This is a genomic window from Devosia sp. LC5, assembly GCF_000735585.1.
Lineage (GTDB): Bacteria > Pseudomonadota > Alphaproteobacteria > Rhizobiales > Devosiaceae > Devosia.
This window is the reverse complement of the sequence record NZ_JNNO01000047.1, coordinates 51,184-68,008: the sequence shown is the minus strand read 5'-3', so window position 1 is coordinate 68,008 and position 16,825 is coordinate 51,184. Positions and strand designations below refer to the sequence as shown.

15 protein-coding genes and 1 other RNA gene are annotated in these 16,825 nt (G+C 62.5%); 3 read left to right on the top strand and 13 right to left on the bottom strand.

Annotated elements, in window-relative coordinates; translation table 11 throughout:
* Nucleotides 1-40: 40 nt before the first annotated feature.
* From FF80_RS20280 to FF80_RS20270, 4 genes are all read right to left on the bottom strand, one after another.
* On the bottom strand, nucleotides 41-364 hold the full coding sequence (locus tag FF80_RS20280) for a YbaB/EbfC family nucleoid-associated protein (RefSeq protein WP_035103705.1): 324 nt from the start codon (nucleotides 362-364) through the stop codon (nucleotides 41-43).
* Nucleotides 361-2,133, bottom strand: a complete 1,773-nt coding sequence (locus FF80_RS20275) for a DNA polymerase III subunit gamma/tau (RefSeq protein ID WP_035103703.1) — start codon at nucleotides 2,131-2,133, stop codon at nucleotides 361-363. The genes FF80_RS20280 and FF80_RS20275 overlap by 4 nt, the downstream gene beginning before the upstream one ends.
* A 121-nt stretch (nucleotides 2,134-2,254) precedes the next feature.
* Nucleotides 2,255-2,350, bottom strand: an RNA gene (ffs, locus tag FF80_RS21525) — signal recognition particle sRNA small type.
* Nucleotides 2,351-2,389: 39 nt separating this feature from the next.
* Nucleotides 2,390-3,244 carry a DUF817 domain-containing protein gene (locus FF80_RS20270; RefSeq protein WP_035103701.1) on the bottom strand — a complete coding sequence of 285 codons (855 nt, stop codon included), beginning with the start codon at nucleotides 3,242-3,244 and terminating at the stop codon, nucleotides 2,390-2,392.
* A 226-nt stretch (nucleotides 3,245-3,470) separates the two neighbouring features.
* On the opposite strand from FF80_RS20270, the gene FF80_RS20265 reads away from it, so the two are divergent.
* On the top strand, nucleotides 3,471-4,331 hold the full coding sequence (locus FF80_RS20265) for an LOG family protein (RefSeq protein WP_035103699.1): 861 nt from the start codon (nucleotides 3,471-3,473) through the stop codon (nucleotides 4,329-4,331).
* A gap of 102 nt (nucleotides 4,332-4,433) precedes the next feature.
* Entirely contained in the window at nucleotides 4,434-5,852 is a 1,419-nt protein-coding gene (gene sthA / locus FF80_RS20260; RefSeq protein WP_035103698.1) for a Si-specific NAD(P)(+) transhydrogenase, read from the top strand.
* A 22-nt stretch (nucleotides 5,853-5,874) separates the two neighbouring features.
* Here the strand turns inward: sthA and FF80_RS20255 are convergent, their stop codons facing one another.
* The 9 genes from FF80_RS20255 to FF80_RS20215 form a co-directional block, all read right to left on the bottom strand.
* On the bottom strand, nucleotides 5,875-6,696 hold the full coding sequence (locus tag FF80_RS20255) for a transporter substrate-binding domain-containing protein (RefSeq protein WP_035103697.1): 822 nt from the start codon (nucleotides 6,694-6,696) through the stop codon (nucleotides 5,875-5,877).
* 113 nt (nucleotides 6,697-6,809) lie between these two features.
* Nucleotides 6,810-8,573 carry a PQQ-binding-like beta-propeller repeat protein gene (locus FF80_RS20250; protein WP_035103696.1) on the bottom strand — a complete coding sequence of 588 codons (1,764 nt, stop codon included), beginning with the start codon at nucleotides 8,571-8,573 and terminating at the stop codon, nucleotides 6,810-6,812.
* Between the two features lie 50 nt (nucleotides 8,574-8,623).
* Nucleotides 8,624-9,253 (bottom strand): c-type cytochrome, encoded by a 630-nt coding sequence (locus tag FF80_RS21195; RefSeq protein WP_052153805.1) that lies wholly within the window; start codon nucleotides 9,251-9,253, stop codon nucleotides 8,624-8,626.
* A gap of 182 nt (nucleotides 9,254-9,435) precedes the next feature.
* The gene (locus FF80_RS20240; protein ID WP_035103695.1) at nucleotides 9,436-10,257 is read right to left on the bottom strand and encodes a transporter substrate-binding domain-containing protein; all 822 of its coding nucleotides are present in this window, start codon (nucleotides 10,255-10,257) and stop codon (nucleotides 9,436-9,438) included.
* Nucleotides 10,254-11,066 carry an ABC transporter permease gene (locus FF80_RS20235; protein WP_035103694.1) on the bottom strand — a complete coding sequence of 271 codons (813 nt, stop codon included), beginning with the start codon at nucleotides 11,064-11,066 and terminating at the stop codon, nucleotides 10,254-10,256. Before FF80_RS20235 ends, FF80_RS20240 begins: the two co-directional genes overlap by 4 nt.
* Nucleotides 11,063-12,037 carry an ATP-binding cassette domain-containing protein gene (locus tag FF80_RS20230; RefSeq protein WP_035103693.1) on the bottom strand — a complete coding sequence of 325 codons (975 nt, stop codon included), beginning with the start codon at nucleotides 12,035-12,037 and terminating at the stop codon, nucleotides 11,063-11,065. The genes FF80_RS20235 and FF80_RS20230 overlap by 4 nt, the downstream gene beginning before the upstream one ends.
* A gap of 65 nt (nucleotides 12,038-12,102) precedes the next feature.
* On the bottom strand, nucleotides 12,103-12,702 hold the full coding sequence (locus tag FF80_RS20225) for a nitroreductase (protein ID WP_244445845.1): 600 nt from the start codon (nucleotides 12,700-12,702) through the stop codon (nucleotides 12,103-12,105).
* Nucleotides 12,702-13,670, bottom strand: coding sequence for an ABC transporter permease (locus tag FF80_RS20220; RefSeq protein WP_035103691.1), 969 nt, complete (start codon nucleotides 13,668-13,670; stop codon nucleotides 12,702-12,704). The genes FF80_RS20225 and FF80_RS20220 overlap by 1 nt, the downstream gene beginning before the upstream one ends.
* A gap of 4 nt (nucleotides 13,671-13,674) precedes the next feature.
* Nucleotides 13,675-15,186: a sugar ABC transporter ATP-binding protein gene (locus FF80_RS20215; RefSeq protein WP_035103690.1), complete on the bottom strand. Its 1,512-nt coding sequence runs from the start codon at nucleotides 15,184-15,186 to the stop codon at nucleotides 13,675-13,677.
* A 134-nt stretch (nucleotides 15,187-15,320) separates the two neighbouring features.
* Here FF80_RS20215 and FF80_RS20210 point away from each other — a divergent pair, with 134 nt between their 5' ends.
* Nucleotides 15,321-16,700, top strand: a complete 1,380-nt coding sequence (locus FF80_RS20210) for an FAD-containing oxidoreductase (RefSeq protein ID WP_035103689.1) — start codon at nucleotides 15,321-15,323, stop codon at nucleotides 16,698-16,700.
* Nucleotides 16,701-16,825: the final 125 nt, after the last annotated feature.

Here is a 16,825-nt window from a genome sequence, read left to right as displayed (position 1 = left end):
AAGGGGAGAGGGAAGGACGCGCAGGCCAAGAACCAAACCCCTAAAACGGAAATTTCATGCCCGGCGGGATCGGCAGGCCCGATGTCACTTCCGCCATGCGTTGCTGCATCTCGGCTTCGCTCTTGGTCTTGGCATCGGCATGTGCCGCCACGATCAAATCCTCGAGCACCTCGACATCGTCTTCCTTGAACAGGCTCGGGTCGATCTTGACGCCCTTAAGGTCACCCTTGCCCGACAGCGAAACCACAACCAGCCCGCCGCCCGAACGGCCTTCCACGACCAGATTGGCGAGGTCGGCCTGCATGGCCTCCATCTTGCCTTTCATCTCGCTGGCGGCCTTCATCATGCCCATAATGTCTTTCATTCGTCGTCCTCTTCTGGCGGGGGCGGCGGCACGTCAGGCGCCGCTGCGGCGGCCTCCTCGCGCACGGTCACATTGACCACCTTGGCCCCGGGAAATGTTTCGAGAATTGCTTTGACCAGCGGATCCTCATGAGCCGCCGCATGTGCCGCTTCGACCTTTTTGGCTTGTTCCTGCTTGAGCGTCAGCCCCTCGGGCGGCTTGCTCGAAACGGTGATCAGCCAGCGCTCGCCCGTCCAGGCCTGCAGCCGGGCCGAAAGCGTAGCGATAATGCCGGGGTCCGCCCCGTCGGCCAGCGCCACCTCGATCCGCCCCTGCTCGAATGAAACCGGCCGCATCGAGCCTTCCAACGCCATGCGTACGATAATGTCGCGCTTGGCGCCCGCCAGTGCGATCAAATCCTTGTAGCTGCCCACGCTCGCCAAGGCCGGCGCCGCCAACGGCTTGGGCGCCACTTGCGGCTGCAAGGACGCCTGCGGCTGCCCCGGCTGCGGTGCCACCGCTTCCGTACGCACGATCTGCGGCGCTTCAACGCGCATGGCATTGGAGCCGCCCGAGGGCCCCCGCGGCATCATACCATTGCCTTGCGGCAGGCTAGGGGCCGGCGCCGGCTGGTTGCTCAGCTTGGCGATCAGGTCGTCGGGGCTCGGCAGATCGGCGGCATAGGCCAGCCGGATCAGCGCCATTTCGGCGGCCTGCAAGCCATTATTGGTCCGCGCCACCTCGTCATGCCCTTTGAACAAGATCTGCCAGGCCCGCGTCAGCGCCCGCATCGAGAGCTTGCCGGCAAATTCAGCCCCGCGCACCCGCTCGTCGGGCGTCAGCGACATATCCTCGGCCGCCGCCGGCACCACTTTGATGCGGGTGACCAAATGGGTGAAATCGGCCAGATCGGCAATCAGCGTCTGCGGATCGGCGCCCATGTCGTAAAGCGCCCGCATGGTCTCGATGGCGTCACCAACGCGTCCGCTCAGAATTTCTTCGAACAGGTCGATGATCCGCGCCCGGTCACCCAGCCCCAGCATGGCCTTGACGGTCGCCGCCGTTACCGTGCCATTGCCATGGGCGATCGCCTGGTCGAGCAGGCTCAGATTATCGCGCGCCGAGCCTTCGCCCGCCCGCACGATCATCGCCAGCGCCTCGGGCTCAAACCCGATGCCTTCCTGCGCCAGGATCGATTCGAGATATCCCGACATGATTTCGGGGGTAATCCGCCGCAGGTCAAACCGCTGGCAGCGGCTCAAAATCGTCACCGGCACCTTGCGGATTTCGGTGGTGGCGAAGATGAATTTCACATAGGGCGGCGGCTCTTCCAGCGTCTTCAGCAGCCCGTTAAAGGCGGCCGTGGAGAGCATGTGCACCTCGTCGATCACATAGACCTTATAGGGTGCCGAGGCCGGCGCATATTTCACCGAGTCGATGATTTCGCGGATATCGTTGATGCCGGTATTGGATGCAGCGTCCATCTCGATGACGTCGACATGCCGCCCCTCGATAATGGCGCGGCAATGCTCGCCTTCCACGCCCAGGTCAAGCGTGGGGTGCGGCCCGCTGGCATCTTCATAATTGAACGCCCGCGCCAGAATGCGCGCCGTCGTGGTTTTGCCCACGCCGCGCACACCGGTCAGGATAAAGGCATGGTGGATACGGTTTTGCGCAAAGGCATTGCCCAGCGTCTGCACCATGGCGTCCTGGCCGACCAGGGTGGTGAAGTCACGCGGGCGATATTTGCGGGCGAGCACGAGATAGGGCGATGTCGCAGCGTCAGCCATCGTGCCCTTCCGCATCGGTTAAGTGGAATCTGCCTAAAGCCATTTGGCCATCATAGGCATGGCAGCGTTTCCAGCAAAAGTGCATACCGGCCTTACCGGACCGAACGCCACAGGAAAACACAGTAGGAGGCTGGCAACGACCCGTGAAGGTCTCGTTGGGGCTGCTTCCTTCCGGACCTGACCCGGTTGGCGAGGAACACGTCCGCGCCAACCTCCCGACCGCTATATGCGAACAAAATGTGCCCTTGGCAAGGCCTCAGGACACTTGTTGATACGCTCTGGGCGGGTGCACCAGCGTCACCAGCACCACCGAGATCAGCATCAGCAGATACCAAGAGCCCAGCTTGCTCCAGCTCACCAGCGACCAGCCATCGGCCTGGTCGGGATAGATCCAGGCTCGCGACCAGGTGCCGATATTCTCCCCGATCCAGATGAACAGGGCGACCAGCAGGAATGCCAACAGCATGGGCATGCGGTGGCGGAAGCGGAACACCCGGTAATGCATGGAACTGCGGAAGTAGAGCAGGGCCAACACCGCGAACAGAACCCAGCGGAAATCGAAAATGAAGTGGTGCGAAAAGAAGTTGATATATATGGCCAGGGCCAGCAGCATCGTCATCCATATTGGCGGATAGTGCGAAAATCGGATGTCGAAAATCCGCTGGATGCGCGCCATATAGGAGCCCACACAGGCATACATGAAACCCGAAAACAGCGGCACGCCACCGATCCGGAACAGCGCCTCCTCGGGATAAATCCACGATCCGGCCGCTGTCTTGAACAGCTCCATGCCGGTTCCCACCACATGAAAGATCAGGATCACCTTGGCTTCGCTCAGCGTTTCCAGCCGAAATACCAGCATGCCGATCTGGATCAGTAGCGCTGCCAAAAACCAGAAATCGTAACGCGCCAGCCCGATCTCTGGCCACCACAGCCGCGTCGCCAGGATCATTCCCAGCATCAGCCCGCCGAACAGGCACGCCCAGGCCTGTTTCAGCCCGAAGACCAGAAATTCCACCGCCCCATCGGCCAGCCGCCCGCGTGCTAGCCGCGCCAGCACCGCATGTGCCGCCGCGTCGATGCGCGCTTCCAAACTCGTAAACTGGCCCAAGCTCCCGCCCCTGCTTTCACAGCAAGCCAGCTTATGCCGCATCAAAGCGCGCGCAATTGTGGCCGGATAACCCTCCAGGACGCTGCGCCGCCGCCAGGCGAAAGTCGCGGTCCGCCACTACGATCGGCCAATGACAAGTCCGTGCGCCGCCAGCTTGCGCTTTACCGCCATGGCCGGGCGGGGTAATCGGGTCCCATCGAATCGGACTGCACCTGCCGGAGCTCCTATGGCCAAACGCCGCCCCACCCCGTTGCGCACATCCGAACAGGACGTTGCCGCCTCCAAGAGGGCTCCGCAGACGCCCCAGACCCAGTCGCCGGCCTTCCGCCTCGCCTTTGCCGACGATGATTTCCTCACCTCCGAGGATACCCGCGGCATCCGCTTCCAGCTCGAATATCAAAAGACCGAGCAGCGCCTGCATGAGCATGGCATCAATTCGACCGTCGTGCTGTTCGGCGGCGCGCGAATTCCCGAGCCCGGCAAGCCGGCCTGGGCGGCCAAAAACGAGACGCAGAAGAAAAATCTCGAACTCGCCTCGCGTTATTACGACGAAGCCCGCCGCTTCGCCCAATTGGCGGCCATGACCTCCAATAGCCTCGATGACAAGGAATTCGTCGTGGTCACCGGCGGCGGCCCGGGTGTCATGGAAGCGGGCAATCGCGGGGCGGCGGACCTGGGTGCCCAATCGATCGGGCTTAATATCGTGCTGCCGCACGAACAGGCGCCCAATCTTTTCGTCACGCCCGAGCTCAGCTTCAATTTCCACTATTTCGCCACGCGCAAAATCCATTTCCTGCTGCGCGCCAAGGTCGTGGCCATTTTCCCCGGCGGTTTCGGCACACTGGACGAGTTCTTTGAAACCCTCACCCTGATCCAGACGGGTCGCATGGAGCGCATTCCGTTGCTGCTGTTCGGTGCCGAATTCTGGGGCAAGGTCATCAATTTCGAAGCGCTGGCCGAAGCCGGCACCATCGCCCCCAGCGATCCGGACCTGTTTACATTGGTCGATACTGCCCAGCAGGGCTGGGACGTGGTGCGCGCCTTCTATGAATTGCCCGACCTGGGTCCGCCGCCAGGCTGGAAGTAGTCCAAGCATCCCTGCTCTTCCCACCCCGCCATTGCCACCCCCGCAATCGCAATGTCACACTCCTCCGATACGGCAGACAAAACACCAAATCGGGGCAGGGGCTTGGAGCACTATAATCTCGTCGTCATCGGCAGCGGACCGGCCGGGCGCCGCGCCGCCATTCAGGCGGCCAAGCTGGGCAAATCCGTGCTGGTGGTGGAAAATCGCCTCCGCCTGGGCGGCGTCTCTGTCCATACCGGCACCATTCCGTCCAAAACCCTGCGCGAAACCGTGCTCAATCTTTCGGGCTGGCGCGAACGCGGTTTTTATGGCCTGGCCTATCGCGTCAAGAAGGATATCGAGGGCAAGGACCTCGGCGCCCGCCTGCGCATGACGCTCGATTACGAAATCGAAGTGCTCGAACATCAATTCGCTCGCAATGGCGTACGCACCTTTGGTGGCATGGCAAAATTCACCGATGCCCACCACGTCACGGTCATCGACCATGCCGGGGACGATCACGCCTTCAGCTTCGATTTCGCGGTGATCGCGGTGGGCACCGCGCCCTATCGTCCGGCCAATATCCCCTTCAACGACCATTCCGTACTCGATAGCGATAGCCTGGTCACCGAGCCGCGCGTACCGCGCAGCCTTACCGTGGTGGGCGCCGGCGTTATCGGCATGGAATATGCCACCATTTTCTCGGCGCTCGACGTGCCCGTTACTTTGATCGAGCCCAAGGAAAACTATCTCGATTTCATCGACCGCGAGATCATCGAGGAGTTCACCCACGATCTACGCAAGCGCGGCATGACCATTCGCCTGGGCGCCAAGGTGGATCGCGTCGAACTCGATGAACAAGGCTGGGCCATTGCCATCCTCACCGATGGCCGCCGCGTCCGCTCCGATATGCTGCTCTACGCCGCCGGCCGGGTCGGGGCGACGGCCAATCTGGGGCTGGATGCCTGCGGCGTCGTCCCCGATGACCGTGGCCGTCTCAAGGTCGATCCTGCGACCTTCCAGACGCAGGTTCCCAATATCTATGCCGCCGGCGACGTCATCGGCTTCCCCTCCCTCGCCTCCACCTCCATGGAGCAGGGCCGGATTGCCGCGCTGCACGCCTTCGGCGCCGCCATGCCGCCCGCGCCGCAGTTTTTCCCCTATGGCATCTATGCCGTGCCCGAAATTTCCACTATCGGGCTCACCGAGCAGCAGGTCCGTGCCGCCGGCACGCCGTACGAATGCGGCGTCGCCCGTTTCCGTGAAACCTCGCGCGGCCACATTATGGGTCTGCAATCGGGCATGATGAAAATGATCTTCGCGCTCGATACCCGCAAATTGCTCGGTGTCCATATCGTGGGCGAGGGCGCGACCGAATTGATCCATATCGGCCAGGCCGTGCTCAATCTGGGCGGTACGCTCGACTATTTCGTCGAGAATACCTTCAATTATCCGACCCTCGCCGAAGCCTACAAGATCGCTGCCCTCGACGCCTGGAACCGCATGCCGAGGACCACCCCCATCGCGCCACTAGCCGAATAGGTTTTCCGCCACCGGCAAAGCCCTATTCGCCAGCGTGCCCGGTATAGCCGTATTTTTCCAGGAACCCGGCAATGGTGCCATCGGCGACCAAGGCGTCGATGGCCTGGTCGACCTGGCTGCGCAGGAAGCTGTTGCGGCTCGACACCAACGCGCCGACATGGACTTCGGCATTGGGGATCGGGTCATTGGCGATCACCCGCAGCGCAGCGGCGTCGGGCCGCTGTTGCTGCAGGTGTGCAAAGGCGGGCTGCCATAGCACCATGCCGGCAATGGTGCCGTCCAGCACGCGCGTCGTCATCAGATCGAAATTGGCATAGGGATAGCGCACCCAGCGCTCGGCCTCAGGCTGTTGCTGCGCCCAGGTGATGTAGTTCATCTCACCCAGGCTGGCCATGGCGGTGCCCAGCTTGCGATCCTTTGGAATGTCGCCCAGCTTCTGCCAATCGGGGTCGGCAACAACGAAGACAAAGGGAATGGTCGCATAGGGGCGGGTCAGCGCGAAAGCGTCGGAGACGGGAGAATTGGTCGAAACCGAGACGCCCATGAACATGTCGCAGGTATTGTTCATGGCTAGCGTCAACTCATCGAGAAAACCATCGCCATTGAGCGGGAAGCCGCCAAAGCCTTCCACCACATTGACCTCGAGAAACAGCGCATCGCCAATAGCCCTGGCCACATCTTCATCAAAGGCCCGGCCAAGGCTGGTGATATCGAAGCACACATTGATGGCGTCGCCGGCCAGCCTGCGCGAATTGTCCATCTCCTCGGGCGGGATGCCGGAAGATTGCGCATAGGCGCCACCAGCCATGAGCAGGGCCAGGCCTAGCGTAAGATAACGAAGCATCGAACTCTCCTTGGTCGCCTGGCGGTCCAAGGAAAGCCGGCGTCCCGTCACGAATTGGCGCTGCGGCGCCCAGAAAGACGAAAGGGGCCGAAGCCCCTTTCTTTGTTTGCTTTTTAGCTAGCGGCCTTTGGCAGCTTGAACACAAAGATCGAGTTGCCCGAACCGGTGGGTAGCGGGATTTCCGGGAAAGCCGAGGAAATCGAGCTGGCCGAGTTCGAGTAGCCGGTCGGAATGGCCAGATACTGCTCGCCGTCGATTTCATAGGTCATCGGATAGCCACCGATCGGCGCATTGAGGCGCTGCGACCAGACCACATCACCAGTTTCCTGGTCCCACGCCTTGACTTCGCGCGCAGCGTCGCCGCCGAACACCAGACCGCCAGCCGTGGCCAGAACCGAGCTGGTCATGGACGGACGCTCACGCATCTGCCACTTGGACTCGCCCTGGGTCGGGTTGATGCTGAGTGCTTGGAGCAGCCCGGCATCGGTGATGCCTTCGGGCAGCACGCGCGGACCGAACTTGACGGCGCCCACGGCATTACCGGCCGTGAATTCGGTCTGGGTCGGAGCAACGGTGTTGCAGGCTTCGGTCAGGGGCACAAAATAGGCCTGGGTCAGCGGGCTATAGGCGCCAGCTTGCCAGAGCTTGCCACCCGATACGGAGGCGCAGATCAGGTGTTCTTCACCGACGGCCTGGGAGACCAGGTCTTCGTTGATGTGAACAGTGCCGTCCGGGTCGATGCCGGTGACGACATTCTGCACCACGGTCTCCTTGGACCAGAGATACTTGCCGGTGTCGCGATCGAGGCCGAAAGCGATGCCGTTCTTGCCAGCGGCAGTGATCAGCAGCTTGTGCGTCTGGCCGTCGACTTCCTGGTCAACCAGGATGCGCTCGAACGGGCTGTCCAGATCCCAATTATCGCGTGGCAGGTGCTGGTAATACCACTTCAGCTTACCCGTCTCGACGTCGAGAGCGAGCGTGGAATTGGTGTAGAGCACCGACCCATCGCCTGAGCCGCGGATGAGTTCGGAATAGGGGCCGGGCATACCGATGCCCCAGAACGTAGTCTTGGTTTCCGGATCATAAGCGCCGGTGGTCCAAGGCGTGCCGCCCCAACGGTTTTCAGCAGGAACGCCGCCCCAGCTGTCCTGCTGGGCCTGGTTGTCGGGATCGTCGATCGTGTTGAAGCGCCAGAGCTCGTCGCCGGTATTCACGTCATGGGCGAAGATGTAGCAGCCGCCAGCGGTGCCGGCGATCGAGCAGCCGGAAATGGCCGAGATGATCTTGCCATCAGCAATCAGCGGGCCAACGGTGTAGCTATAGCCCAGATTGTAGTCGATGACCTGCTTTTCCCAGGCAACCTTGCCGTCGGCGGCATTGAGCACGACGATCTTGGCGTCAGCCGTGGTCAGGATCACCTTGTCCTGGTAGAGCGCGATCGAGTTCTTCTGGCGGCGGGCCTGGTTGATCTGATAGCTCCACGAGGTGGGGAGCTGGGGCAGAACATGGCGATATTGCCAGATCAGGTCGCCCGTCTTGGCGTCGAGCGCTTCAACGATATTGTTGTTGGTCTGCAGGAACATGACGCCGTCATGCACGAGCGGAGCGGTTTCCTGGATGCCGGCTTCGGCCATCGGCCAGGCCCAGGCGAGCTGCAATTGGCCGACCGTGTCCTTGTTGATCAGGTCGAGCGGGCTATAGCCTTGGTTATTATATGCGCCGCGGAACATCAGCCAGTCTTCGGCCGGCGGGCTGGCCAGCATCTCGTCGGTGACCGGAACATAATCCGCCTTGACGCCCTGCGCTTGTGCAGGGGCGGACAGCGCGATCAGCGCAGTCGTTGCCACAAGCAGAGATTTCATCAGATCGATTTTCATCGATACCTCCATATGTCAGCGCGCTTCAGGCACGCCTTAGTTGACCGTTGTTAATTGCCGACCGTGGGGAGCGTCTTGCCCCAGGTGTATGCTTGCGGGACAGTCGGCGCAGCGGCGTCGGCCGTAGGAGCCATGTCAGCGGGCGCGAGGCCGCCGGGAAGCTGCTTGCCCCAGGTAAAGGCCTGCGGCACGGGCGTACTGGGTTCAGCCGCGGCATCGGCTGGAGCGCCACCGGCATCGAGAGCGGCAGCAGCCATGCTGGCGGCGCCGGCAGCGGTTTCTGTCGCGAGCGAAACGTCATACATGGCGTCACCAGTTGCGAGCGGGGTGTCACCCGGCGCAGCGCCGTTGAACTGCATGATATAGGCAACGATGTTGACGTACGTCTCTTCGCCGAGCAGGCCCGGCGCAGAAGGAGGCATGGCGACCGAAATGAAGTCGTAAAGCCCACCAGCACTATCCCAATTCTGCATCACGTCACGCCCGGCCAGGCCCGGAGCATCGGGCCCTTCGAGCTGGAAGCCGTGACACTGGGCGCAATTGGAATCATACGCCGTCTTGCCGGCGGTAGCCTGTTCGGCGGTGAAGCCGGCGGCCATGGCCGAACCGGCGCTCAACACGCCGGCGGCAAGAGCAAGCAAGGTGACGGGGGCGGTGATCCGCTTGGATCTGAAAGGCACGGTACCCTCCCAATGAGTTGTAAAGCACAATGCGAAAAGGCGTTAGCCTTCAGACGGTTAACGCTGGGGTTCATTGTGATGCGCCACCGTTACATATGCGGCACGAAAGCACAATGACACTTTGATCAAATCCGTCCATTCCGAGACCGCATCAGCACATCTTAAAGTGCTGTGTGCGAACATTATTCCGCCGTGGAAGCTATGGCCCCGTCCAGCCCGTAACGCGCTTCCAACGCATTCAAAACGTTGGTTTTCGCTAGATTGTCCAAGGCATTGGCGACGGCCCGCTTGAGGGTCTGGTCGCCCTTCCACAAGCCAAGCGCCATTCGATAATGTGGAAAGATGCTTTCTGGTAACCAGAACAATCCGAACGCATTTTCTTTCAAATCGATGGTTCCCGCAACGAATCGCTCCGTGATCGCGGCGGCGATGGCGCCGCTTTCAAGCGAGGACTGGAGTTGAGCCGGGCTACGCAGCAATTGGGCGCGCAGGCCCTGCTGGCGCAGCCAGCCTGACAGCGCTAGCCGGTCGAGTCCGGATGTGCCGGGTAGCACGCCGACAATGCTGCCGGTAGGCGGCATGGTTCCGGTGGCAGAAATACCGACCCAGCCGGTTTCCGCCGCAGTGGGAATGGTCTGCAGGAACCCCCGCGTTTGCACCGTATCGGCCACCCCGCCGGCGACGAGGTCGCATTGCGCCCGGGTGAGGAACCAGTTGCGCGGGTTGAAATCCTGCCCGATGGCCGGCAGCGTGTTCACCGTCAGCCGCAGGCCCAAATCCCCTGCAATGGCCGCCACCAATTCGGCATCATAGCCGGGCTCGGCCGGGTTGCCGGTGATCAGCGGGGGATAGCTCGGAGGCACGCAGACCTTGAGCACACCCGCCTCTTGCCTGTCGGACAGGGAGGTGTCGGGCGGCAGGAAGCTGATGGCGGTCAGCAGGGCCGCGATGAAGGCGATGTTGACCCCGGCCTGCAGCCATCGATGCGGGCGCTTGGCACTCATGAGCGGCCGAAATCGATCAGCGCCATGATGAAGAACACAAGCGCCATGGTGCAGATGACGGCGGGGCCATAGCTGGGTGGAAACTGATTGAAGCCGATGACGACGCCCCGCAGCGCATCGACCGCATAGGTGATCGGATTGATCTGCACCAGGAACACCAGCCATTCTGGATAGGCCGTGGCGGTCTGGGTGCGGGTCAGCGCCGGATCGAGCGGGAACACCGAGGACGAGGTGAAATAGAGCGGCAGGATGATGGTGTTGGAGAAAACGCCAAAGCCTTCAAAGCTGCGCACCCGCGCCGCCAGCACGACGCCGAAACAGGTCAGGCCAAAGGCCAGAACGAACATGAGGCCGAGCGCCATGGCCATCTGTTCGAGGCTGAGGGTGACATCGGCAAAGCGGGCGAGGATGAGCACCAGGCCGCCATGGATCATGGCCACGGTGCTGCCGCCCAGCACCTTGCCGAGCAGGATCAGCGCCCGCGGCATGGGGGAGACCAGCACCTCGCGCAGGAACCCGAATTCACGGTCCCAGATCACCGACACGGCGAACTGGATCGAGGTATACATGATGTTGAGCACGATCACGGCGGGGAACAGGAATTGCAGATAGGTATAAGGGATGACATAGCGCACCTCCCCATAGACCTCGCCGCGGAAATAGGGGTTGAGGCCGACGCCCAGGATCAGCAGCCAGATCAATGGCCGGCTGACGCCGCCGATCATCTGGCCGCGGTCGCGGGTGGCGCGCATTATCTCGCGTAGCCACACGCCATAGACGCCGCGCATGAGGATGATGGGACTGCTCATCGGCGGCCTCCGCGCTTGCCGGCAGCCTTTTCAGCATCGCGCTGACCATCGGCCCGGTCGCGCAATTCGCGGCCGGTGAGCGAGAGGAAAACACTTTCGAGCGTCGGTTCCTGGAAGCGGATTTCGGACAGGCTATCGCGGAATTCGGCGAGGAAGGCGTCAGTGACGGCATCGTCGCCAGCGGGGAGGGCCAGGCTATGGCTGCCCAGCTTCTGGGCTGCGGGATAGCGTGCGAGGATGGCCTTTGTGGCGGCGGCGTCGCGGGGCAGGATATGCAGCCAGCGGGTGCCATATCGGGCCTTGAGGTCTTCGGGCGGCGCCTGGGCAATGATCTTGCCGTGGTCGATGATGCAGACCATATCGGCGCTTTCGACTTCCTCGATATAATGGGTGGTGGTGAGCACGGTCAGTTCGCGCTCGCGACGGAGCTGGTCCAGATACTGCCAGATGCGCTGGCGGGTCTGGGCGTCGAGGCCGACAGTGGGCTCGTCGAGGAAGAGGATTTCGGGCTCGTGCAGCAGGGCCCGGGCGATTTCGAGGCGCCGGCGCATGCCGCCGGAAAAGCTGCGCACGATCTCGTCGCGCCAGTCTTCGAGTTCGACCAAAGCCAGCACGGTGGCGCTACGCTCGCGGCGGATTTTCGGGGCGAGGCCATAGACGAGGCCATGGAATTCAAGATTTTCCCAGGCGCTGAGACGGTCATCCAGGCTTGAATCCTGGAACACGACGCCAATGGAGCGGCGGGCCTTGGTGGGCTGGCGCAGGACATCGGCCCCGGCCACGACGGCGCGGCCGCCATCGGGGCGGCGCAGGGTGCACAGGATATTGACCAACGTGGTCTTGCCCGCGCCATTGGGTCCGAGCAGGGCAAAGCTGGAGCCGCGCGGAATGGTGAGGCTGACGCCATCGAGCGCGGCCTTGGTGCCATAGGTAGCGCGCACATCTTCGACGGTGACGGCGGCGGGGATCATGGCAGGCACTTTCGCGTTGGGGTGCTTCGCGGATGAGGTTCCATTATCCGAACCACGGCGCGGTGTCATTCCCGCGGGGTCCAATGGGTGACCAAGTGTACCAGATCGGGCCGCGGCCGGTCGGCTGGGATATCGGTGGGGGTGCCGATGTGAACAATGCCGGCAATATGTTCGTGTGGCTTGACGCCATATACCTGCGCCGCGCCCCGGCTTTCGGCGGCCCAGCCGGTGAGCAGGATCGCGCCATAGCCGCTGGCATGGGTGGCGTTGAGCAGATTCATGGCGACGGCGCCGGCGGAGAGTTCCTGTTCCCGCAGGGCGATCTTGGCATCGGGCGCGGGGCTGGAGACGATGAGGATGACCAGCGGCGCATAGGTGAAAACGCGGGTCATGATGCCGGCGAATTTTTCGAGGCGCTCGGGCGGCATGTCTTGTTTTTCAAGGCGATAGACGGCGGAGAGGCGCTGCCCGACCTGATGGCGTGTGTCGCCGGAAAAGACGATGAAACGCCAGGGCACCAGCGCGCCATGATCGGGGACGCGGGTGGCGATGGTGAGGATACGGGCCAGTTCCGCCTCACTTGGTGCGGGTTCGGCCAATTGGCTGGTGGGCACCGAGCGGCGGGTTTCGAGCAGGCGGAGGGCCGCTTCGTTGGGGGAAAGCATCATCGTGTCCGCAGCCGTTTGGTGAGGGAGCTGGCGGAGACGGCGAGGATGATGATGCCGCCGACCAGGATTTGCCGGACATAGCTGTCGACGCTCATTTGGGTCAGGCCATTGTCGAGCACGCCAAGAATAAGGACGCCGACAATTGTGTAGAGAATGCGCGGCTCGCCATGTTCGCTCAGCGTCGAGCCGAGGAACACGCCGGCAATGGCGTTGAGCATGAGGCTGGAGCCCTGGGTCGGGTTCGCCGAGGCGACGCGGCTGGCATACATGATGCCGGCCAGGGCCGCCGTGCTGCCGGTGAGAGCGAAGGCGATGAGCTTGAGTTTGCGCACGGCGACGCCGCTCAGATGAGCCGCTTCGCTATTGCCGCCAATGGCATAGAGGCGGCGGCCGAACGTGGTTTGCTCGAGCAGAACCCAGACCAGAATGACCACGGCGAGGGCCAGAAGGGTGAGGTTGGGGATGCTGACGGCGACGCCGCCCCAATCGCCTAAAGCTATGCCGCCACGGGAAAATTGGGAAAAATCCTCGGGGATGGCGCGGCCCGAAATGGTCTTGCCGCCGCTGACAACGAAGGCGGCGCCGGAGAACATGGTGAGGGTGGCAAGGGTCGCGACAAACGGCAATATGCCGATGAAACTGATCAGCGCACCATTGATGGCGCCGCCCGCCAGACCCACCAATAAAGCCAGGGAAACTGCGGCCCAGACGGGAACGCCGAGGGTAAAAAGCACGGCCACGACGATGCCGGAAAGGCTGGCCATGGAGCCGACGCTGAGGTCGAAATCGCCCATCACCATGACGATGGTCATGCCCGCGGCGACCACGATCAGCATGGATAATTGCTGGGAAATGTTGAGCCAGTTGCGGGCGGTCATGAAGGTGTCGGGCAGGCTGACCCAGAAGAAAATCAGGATAGCTGCACATCCGATAATTGTGCCGTAACGCCGGAGAAGGGTTAGCATAGGGTTATCCTGTGGCGCGACCAAAGGTGAGATTGATGAGAGCTTGCTCGCTCAGGGAGGCCGCCGCGACAAAATCGGTAATGGCGCCGTCGCGCATCACTGCGATGCGGTCGGCCATGCCGAGCAATTCGGGCAGGTCGGACGAGACCAGAATGACCGCCATGCCGCGGGCGGCCATTTCGCGGATCACCGTATAGATATCGAATTTGGCGCCGACATCGACGCCGCGGGTGGGCTCGTCGAGCAGCAGCAGGCGCGGATCGCCGACCAGGGCCTTGGCGAAGACCACCTTTTGCTGGTTGCCACCGCTCAGTTCACGGGCGCGCTGATTGGGGCCGGCGGATTTGAGGCGGACGAGCTGGCCGCGTTCCGCTGTAAGGCGGCGTTCGCGGCGGGGGTCAAGGAAAGTGCCCCAGCGGCTTTGCGCCTTGAGATGAGGCAGGGTGGTGTTTTCAAAAATCGGGCGCGAGAGGATCAGCCCCTCCGAGCGCCGCTCGCGCGGGATATAGGCAATGCCGGCGCGCCAGGCGTCGGCGGGGCTGCGCGGCCGATAGGGGTGACCGGCCAGGGCCATCGTGCCGCCCGTGGCGACGAGGTCGCCAAAGAGGGTGCGCAGGAGTTCGCGCTGGCCGGCATTGGCGATGCCGGCAAGGCCCAGGATTTCACCGGCACGGACCGAGAACGAGACGGGTGCGCGGCCGCGAATGGTGAGGTTGGTGGCGGTGAAAGCGATGTGGTCTTGCGGCGGGGTGAGCTGGCGCGGATAGGCTTCCTCGACGCGGCGGCCGATCATCAGGGCGACCAGATCGTCATGGGTGATATCAGCTATTTTTCCGGTATCGATGCTGCGGCCATCGCGGATGACACTCGCCTTGTCGCAAATGGCCATGATCTCGTCGAGCCGATGGGAGACGTAAAGCACCGAAGCGCCCTGGAGGCGTAGTTCGCGCAACACGGTGAAGAGGCGTTCGGATTCCTCACTGGTGAGGGCGGCGGTGGGCTCGTCCAATACATAGAGACGGGCGGGGGCACCGGCTTCGCTGACAAAGGCGCTGGAAATGCGCACCAGCATCTGATCGCCCAGCGTCAGTGTGGCCAGCTTCTGGCGTGGATCGATATGGGTAATGCCCAGTTTGAGCAGGGTTTCCCGCGCGGCGGCGTTGAGCTTTTTCCAATCGACGAACAGGCCGGCGCGGCGGGGGTAGGCGCGGCCCATGAAGATGTTTTCGGCCACCGAAAGGGCCGGCACGACATTGAATTCCTGATGGATGAAGCGCAGGCCCAGCCGATAGGCATGCTGGGCGCTGTCGATATGGACCGGAGTGCCATCAAGGCTAATGGCGGCGCTGTCGGGCGCGACGACCCCGGCCAATATCTTGATCAGGGTGGATTTGCCCGCGCCGTTTTCGCCCATCAGCGCGTGAATCTCGCCCGAAGCAATATCGAGGTCCACGCCCTTGAGGGCCGGGACACCGCCATAGGCCTTGGTCACGTCTTTGAGGGAAAGCAAGCTCATATGGCGGTGTTCGCTGGTTTGGGGGCGGTTCGTCAAGCATTGAGCGAACACGAGCGACGATTGCCCGCCCGTTCTCCCACTGGTGCGGTCGCGAACTCCGCCATAAGCTCTTTCCGACTGTAGGGGATGCGGCCATGTCCGAACAATTTGATGCCATCATTATCGGCGCGGGTCAGTCCGGCCCTTTCCTCGCCGCAAGGCTTGCCGGCACAGGTCTCAAGACCGCGCTGATCGAGCGCGAGCATCTGGGCGGCACCTGCGTCAATGATGGCTGCACGCCCACCAAAACTCTGGTTGCCAGCGCCCGCGCCGCCTGGAGCGCGCGCCACGCCAAGGATTTCGGCGTCGTGGTGAAAGGCCCCGTTACCGTGGACATGAAGGCGGTCAAGGCGCGCAAGGACAAGGTGGTGGGCGCCTCGGTCAAAGGCCTCACCGATTGGCTGGGGAGCCTGGAAACGCTCGACTATATCAAGGGCTCGGGCAGTTTCGTTTCGCCCAATGAGGTGTCGGTCAAGGGCCGCACGCTGACCGCGCCGCAGATTTTCATCAATACCGGCGCCAAGGCGAGCATTCCCGATTGGCCGGGCCTCGATAAGGTCCCCTATCTCACCAATACGACCATGATGGATCTCGACACCCTGCCGAGCCATCTGTTCATCGCCGGGGCCAGCTATATCGGGCTCGAATTCGCCCAGATGTATGCCCGCTTCGGCGCCAAGGTCACGGTGATCGAGCGCGGCCCGCGCCCTGCCGCGCGGGAAGACGAGGATATCTCGGCGTCGATCCGGGACATCGTCGAGGCCGATGGGGTGACGTTCCTGTTCAACACCAATGTCCAGGCGGTGGCCCGGGCCGGCAATGGCGTGCTGCTCTCGCTCGATACCGGTGGGCGGCTGTCCTCGGTCGAAGCCAGCCATCTGCTGATCGCGCTGGGCCGCACCCCCAATTCGGCCGATCTCAACCTTGCCGCGGCCGGCATCGAGACCGACAAGCGGGGCTATATCCCGGTCGATGATCACCTGCGCACCAAGGTCAAAGGCATCTGGGCCATGGGCGACATCAATGGCCGCGGTGCCTTCACCCATACATCCTATAATGATTTCGAGATCGTCGCGGATAATGTGGTTAATGGCGGCAACCGCTCCATCGCCAACCGCATTCCGGTCTATGGCCTTTTCATCGACCCGCCCCTGGGTCGGGTGGGCATCACCGAGGCCGAAGCCCGCAAGCTGGGCCGCAAGGTGCTGATGGGCACCATGCCCATGTCACGCGTCAGCCGCGCCAAGGAGCGCGGGGAAACCCAGGGCCTGATGAAAGTGCTGGTCGATGCGGAGAGCGAAAAGGTGCTTGGTGCCTCGATCCTGGGCATCGGTGGCGATGAGATCGTGCACTCGCTGCTGCAATTGATGGCGGGGGGAATGAGCTACAAGACGATGATGCACGCCGTGCATATCCATCCCACGGTGACGGAACTGATCCCCACGCTCTTGGCGGATTTGAAGCCGTTGGAATAGGGGGGAACTCAACCCCACCCATGGTGTCATTCCCGCGAAAGCGGGAACCTCCGTTTCGGGATGTTGGAGAAGAAAACAGAGGTTCCCGCCTGCGCGGGAATGACATTGTGGTTGATGGATGGTTC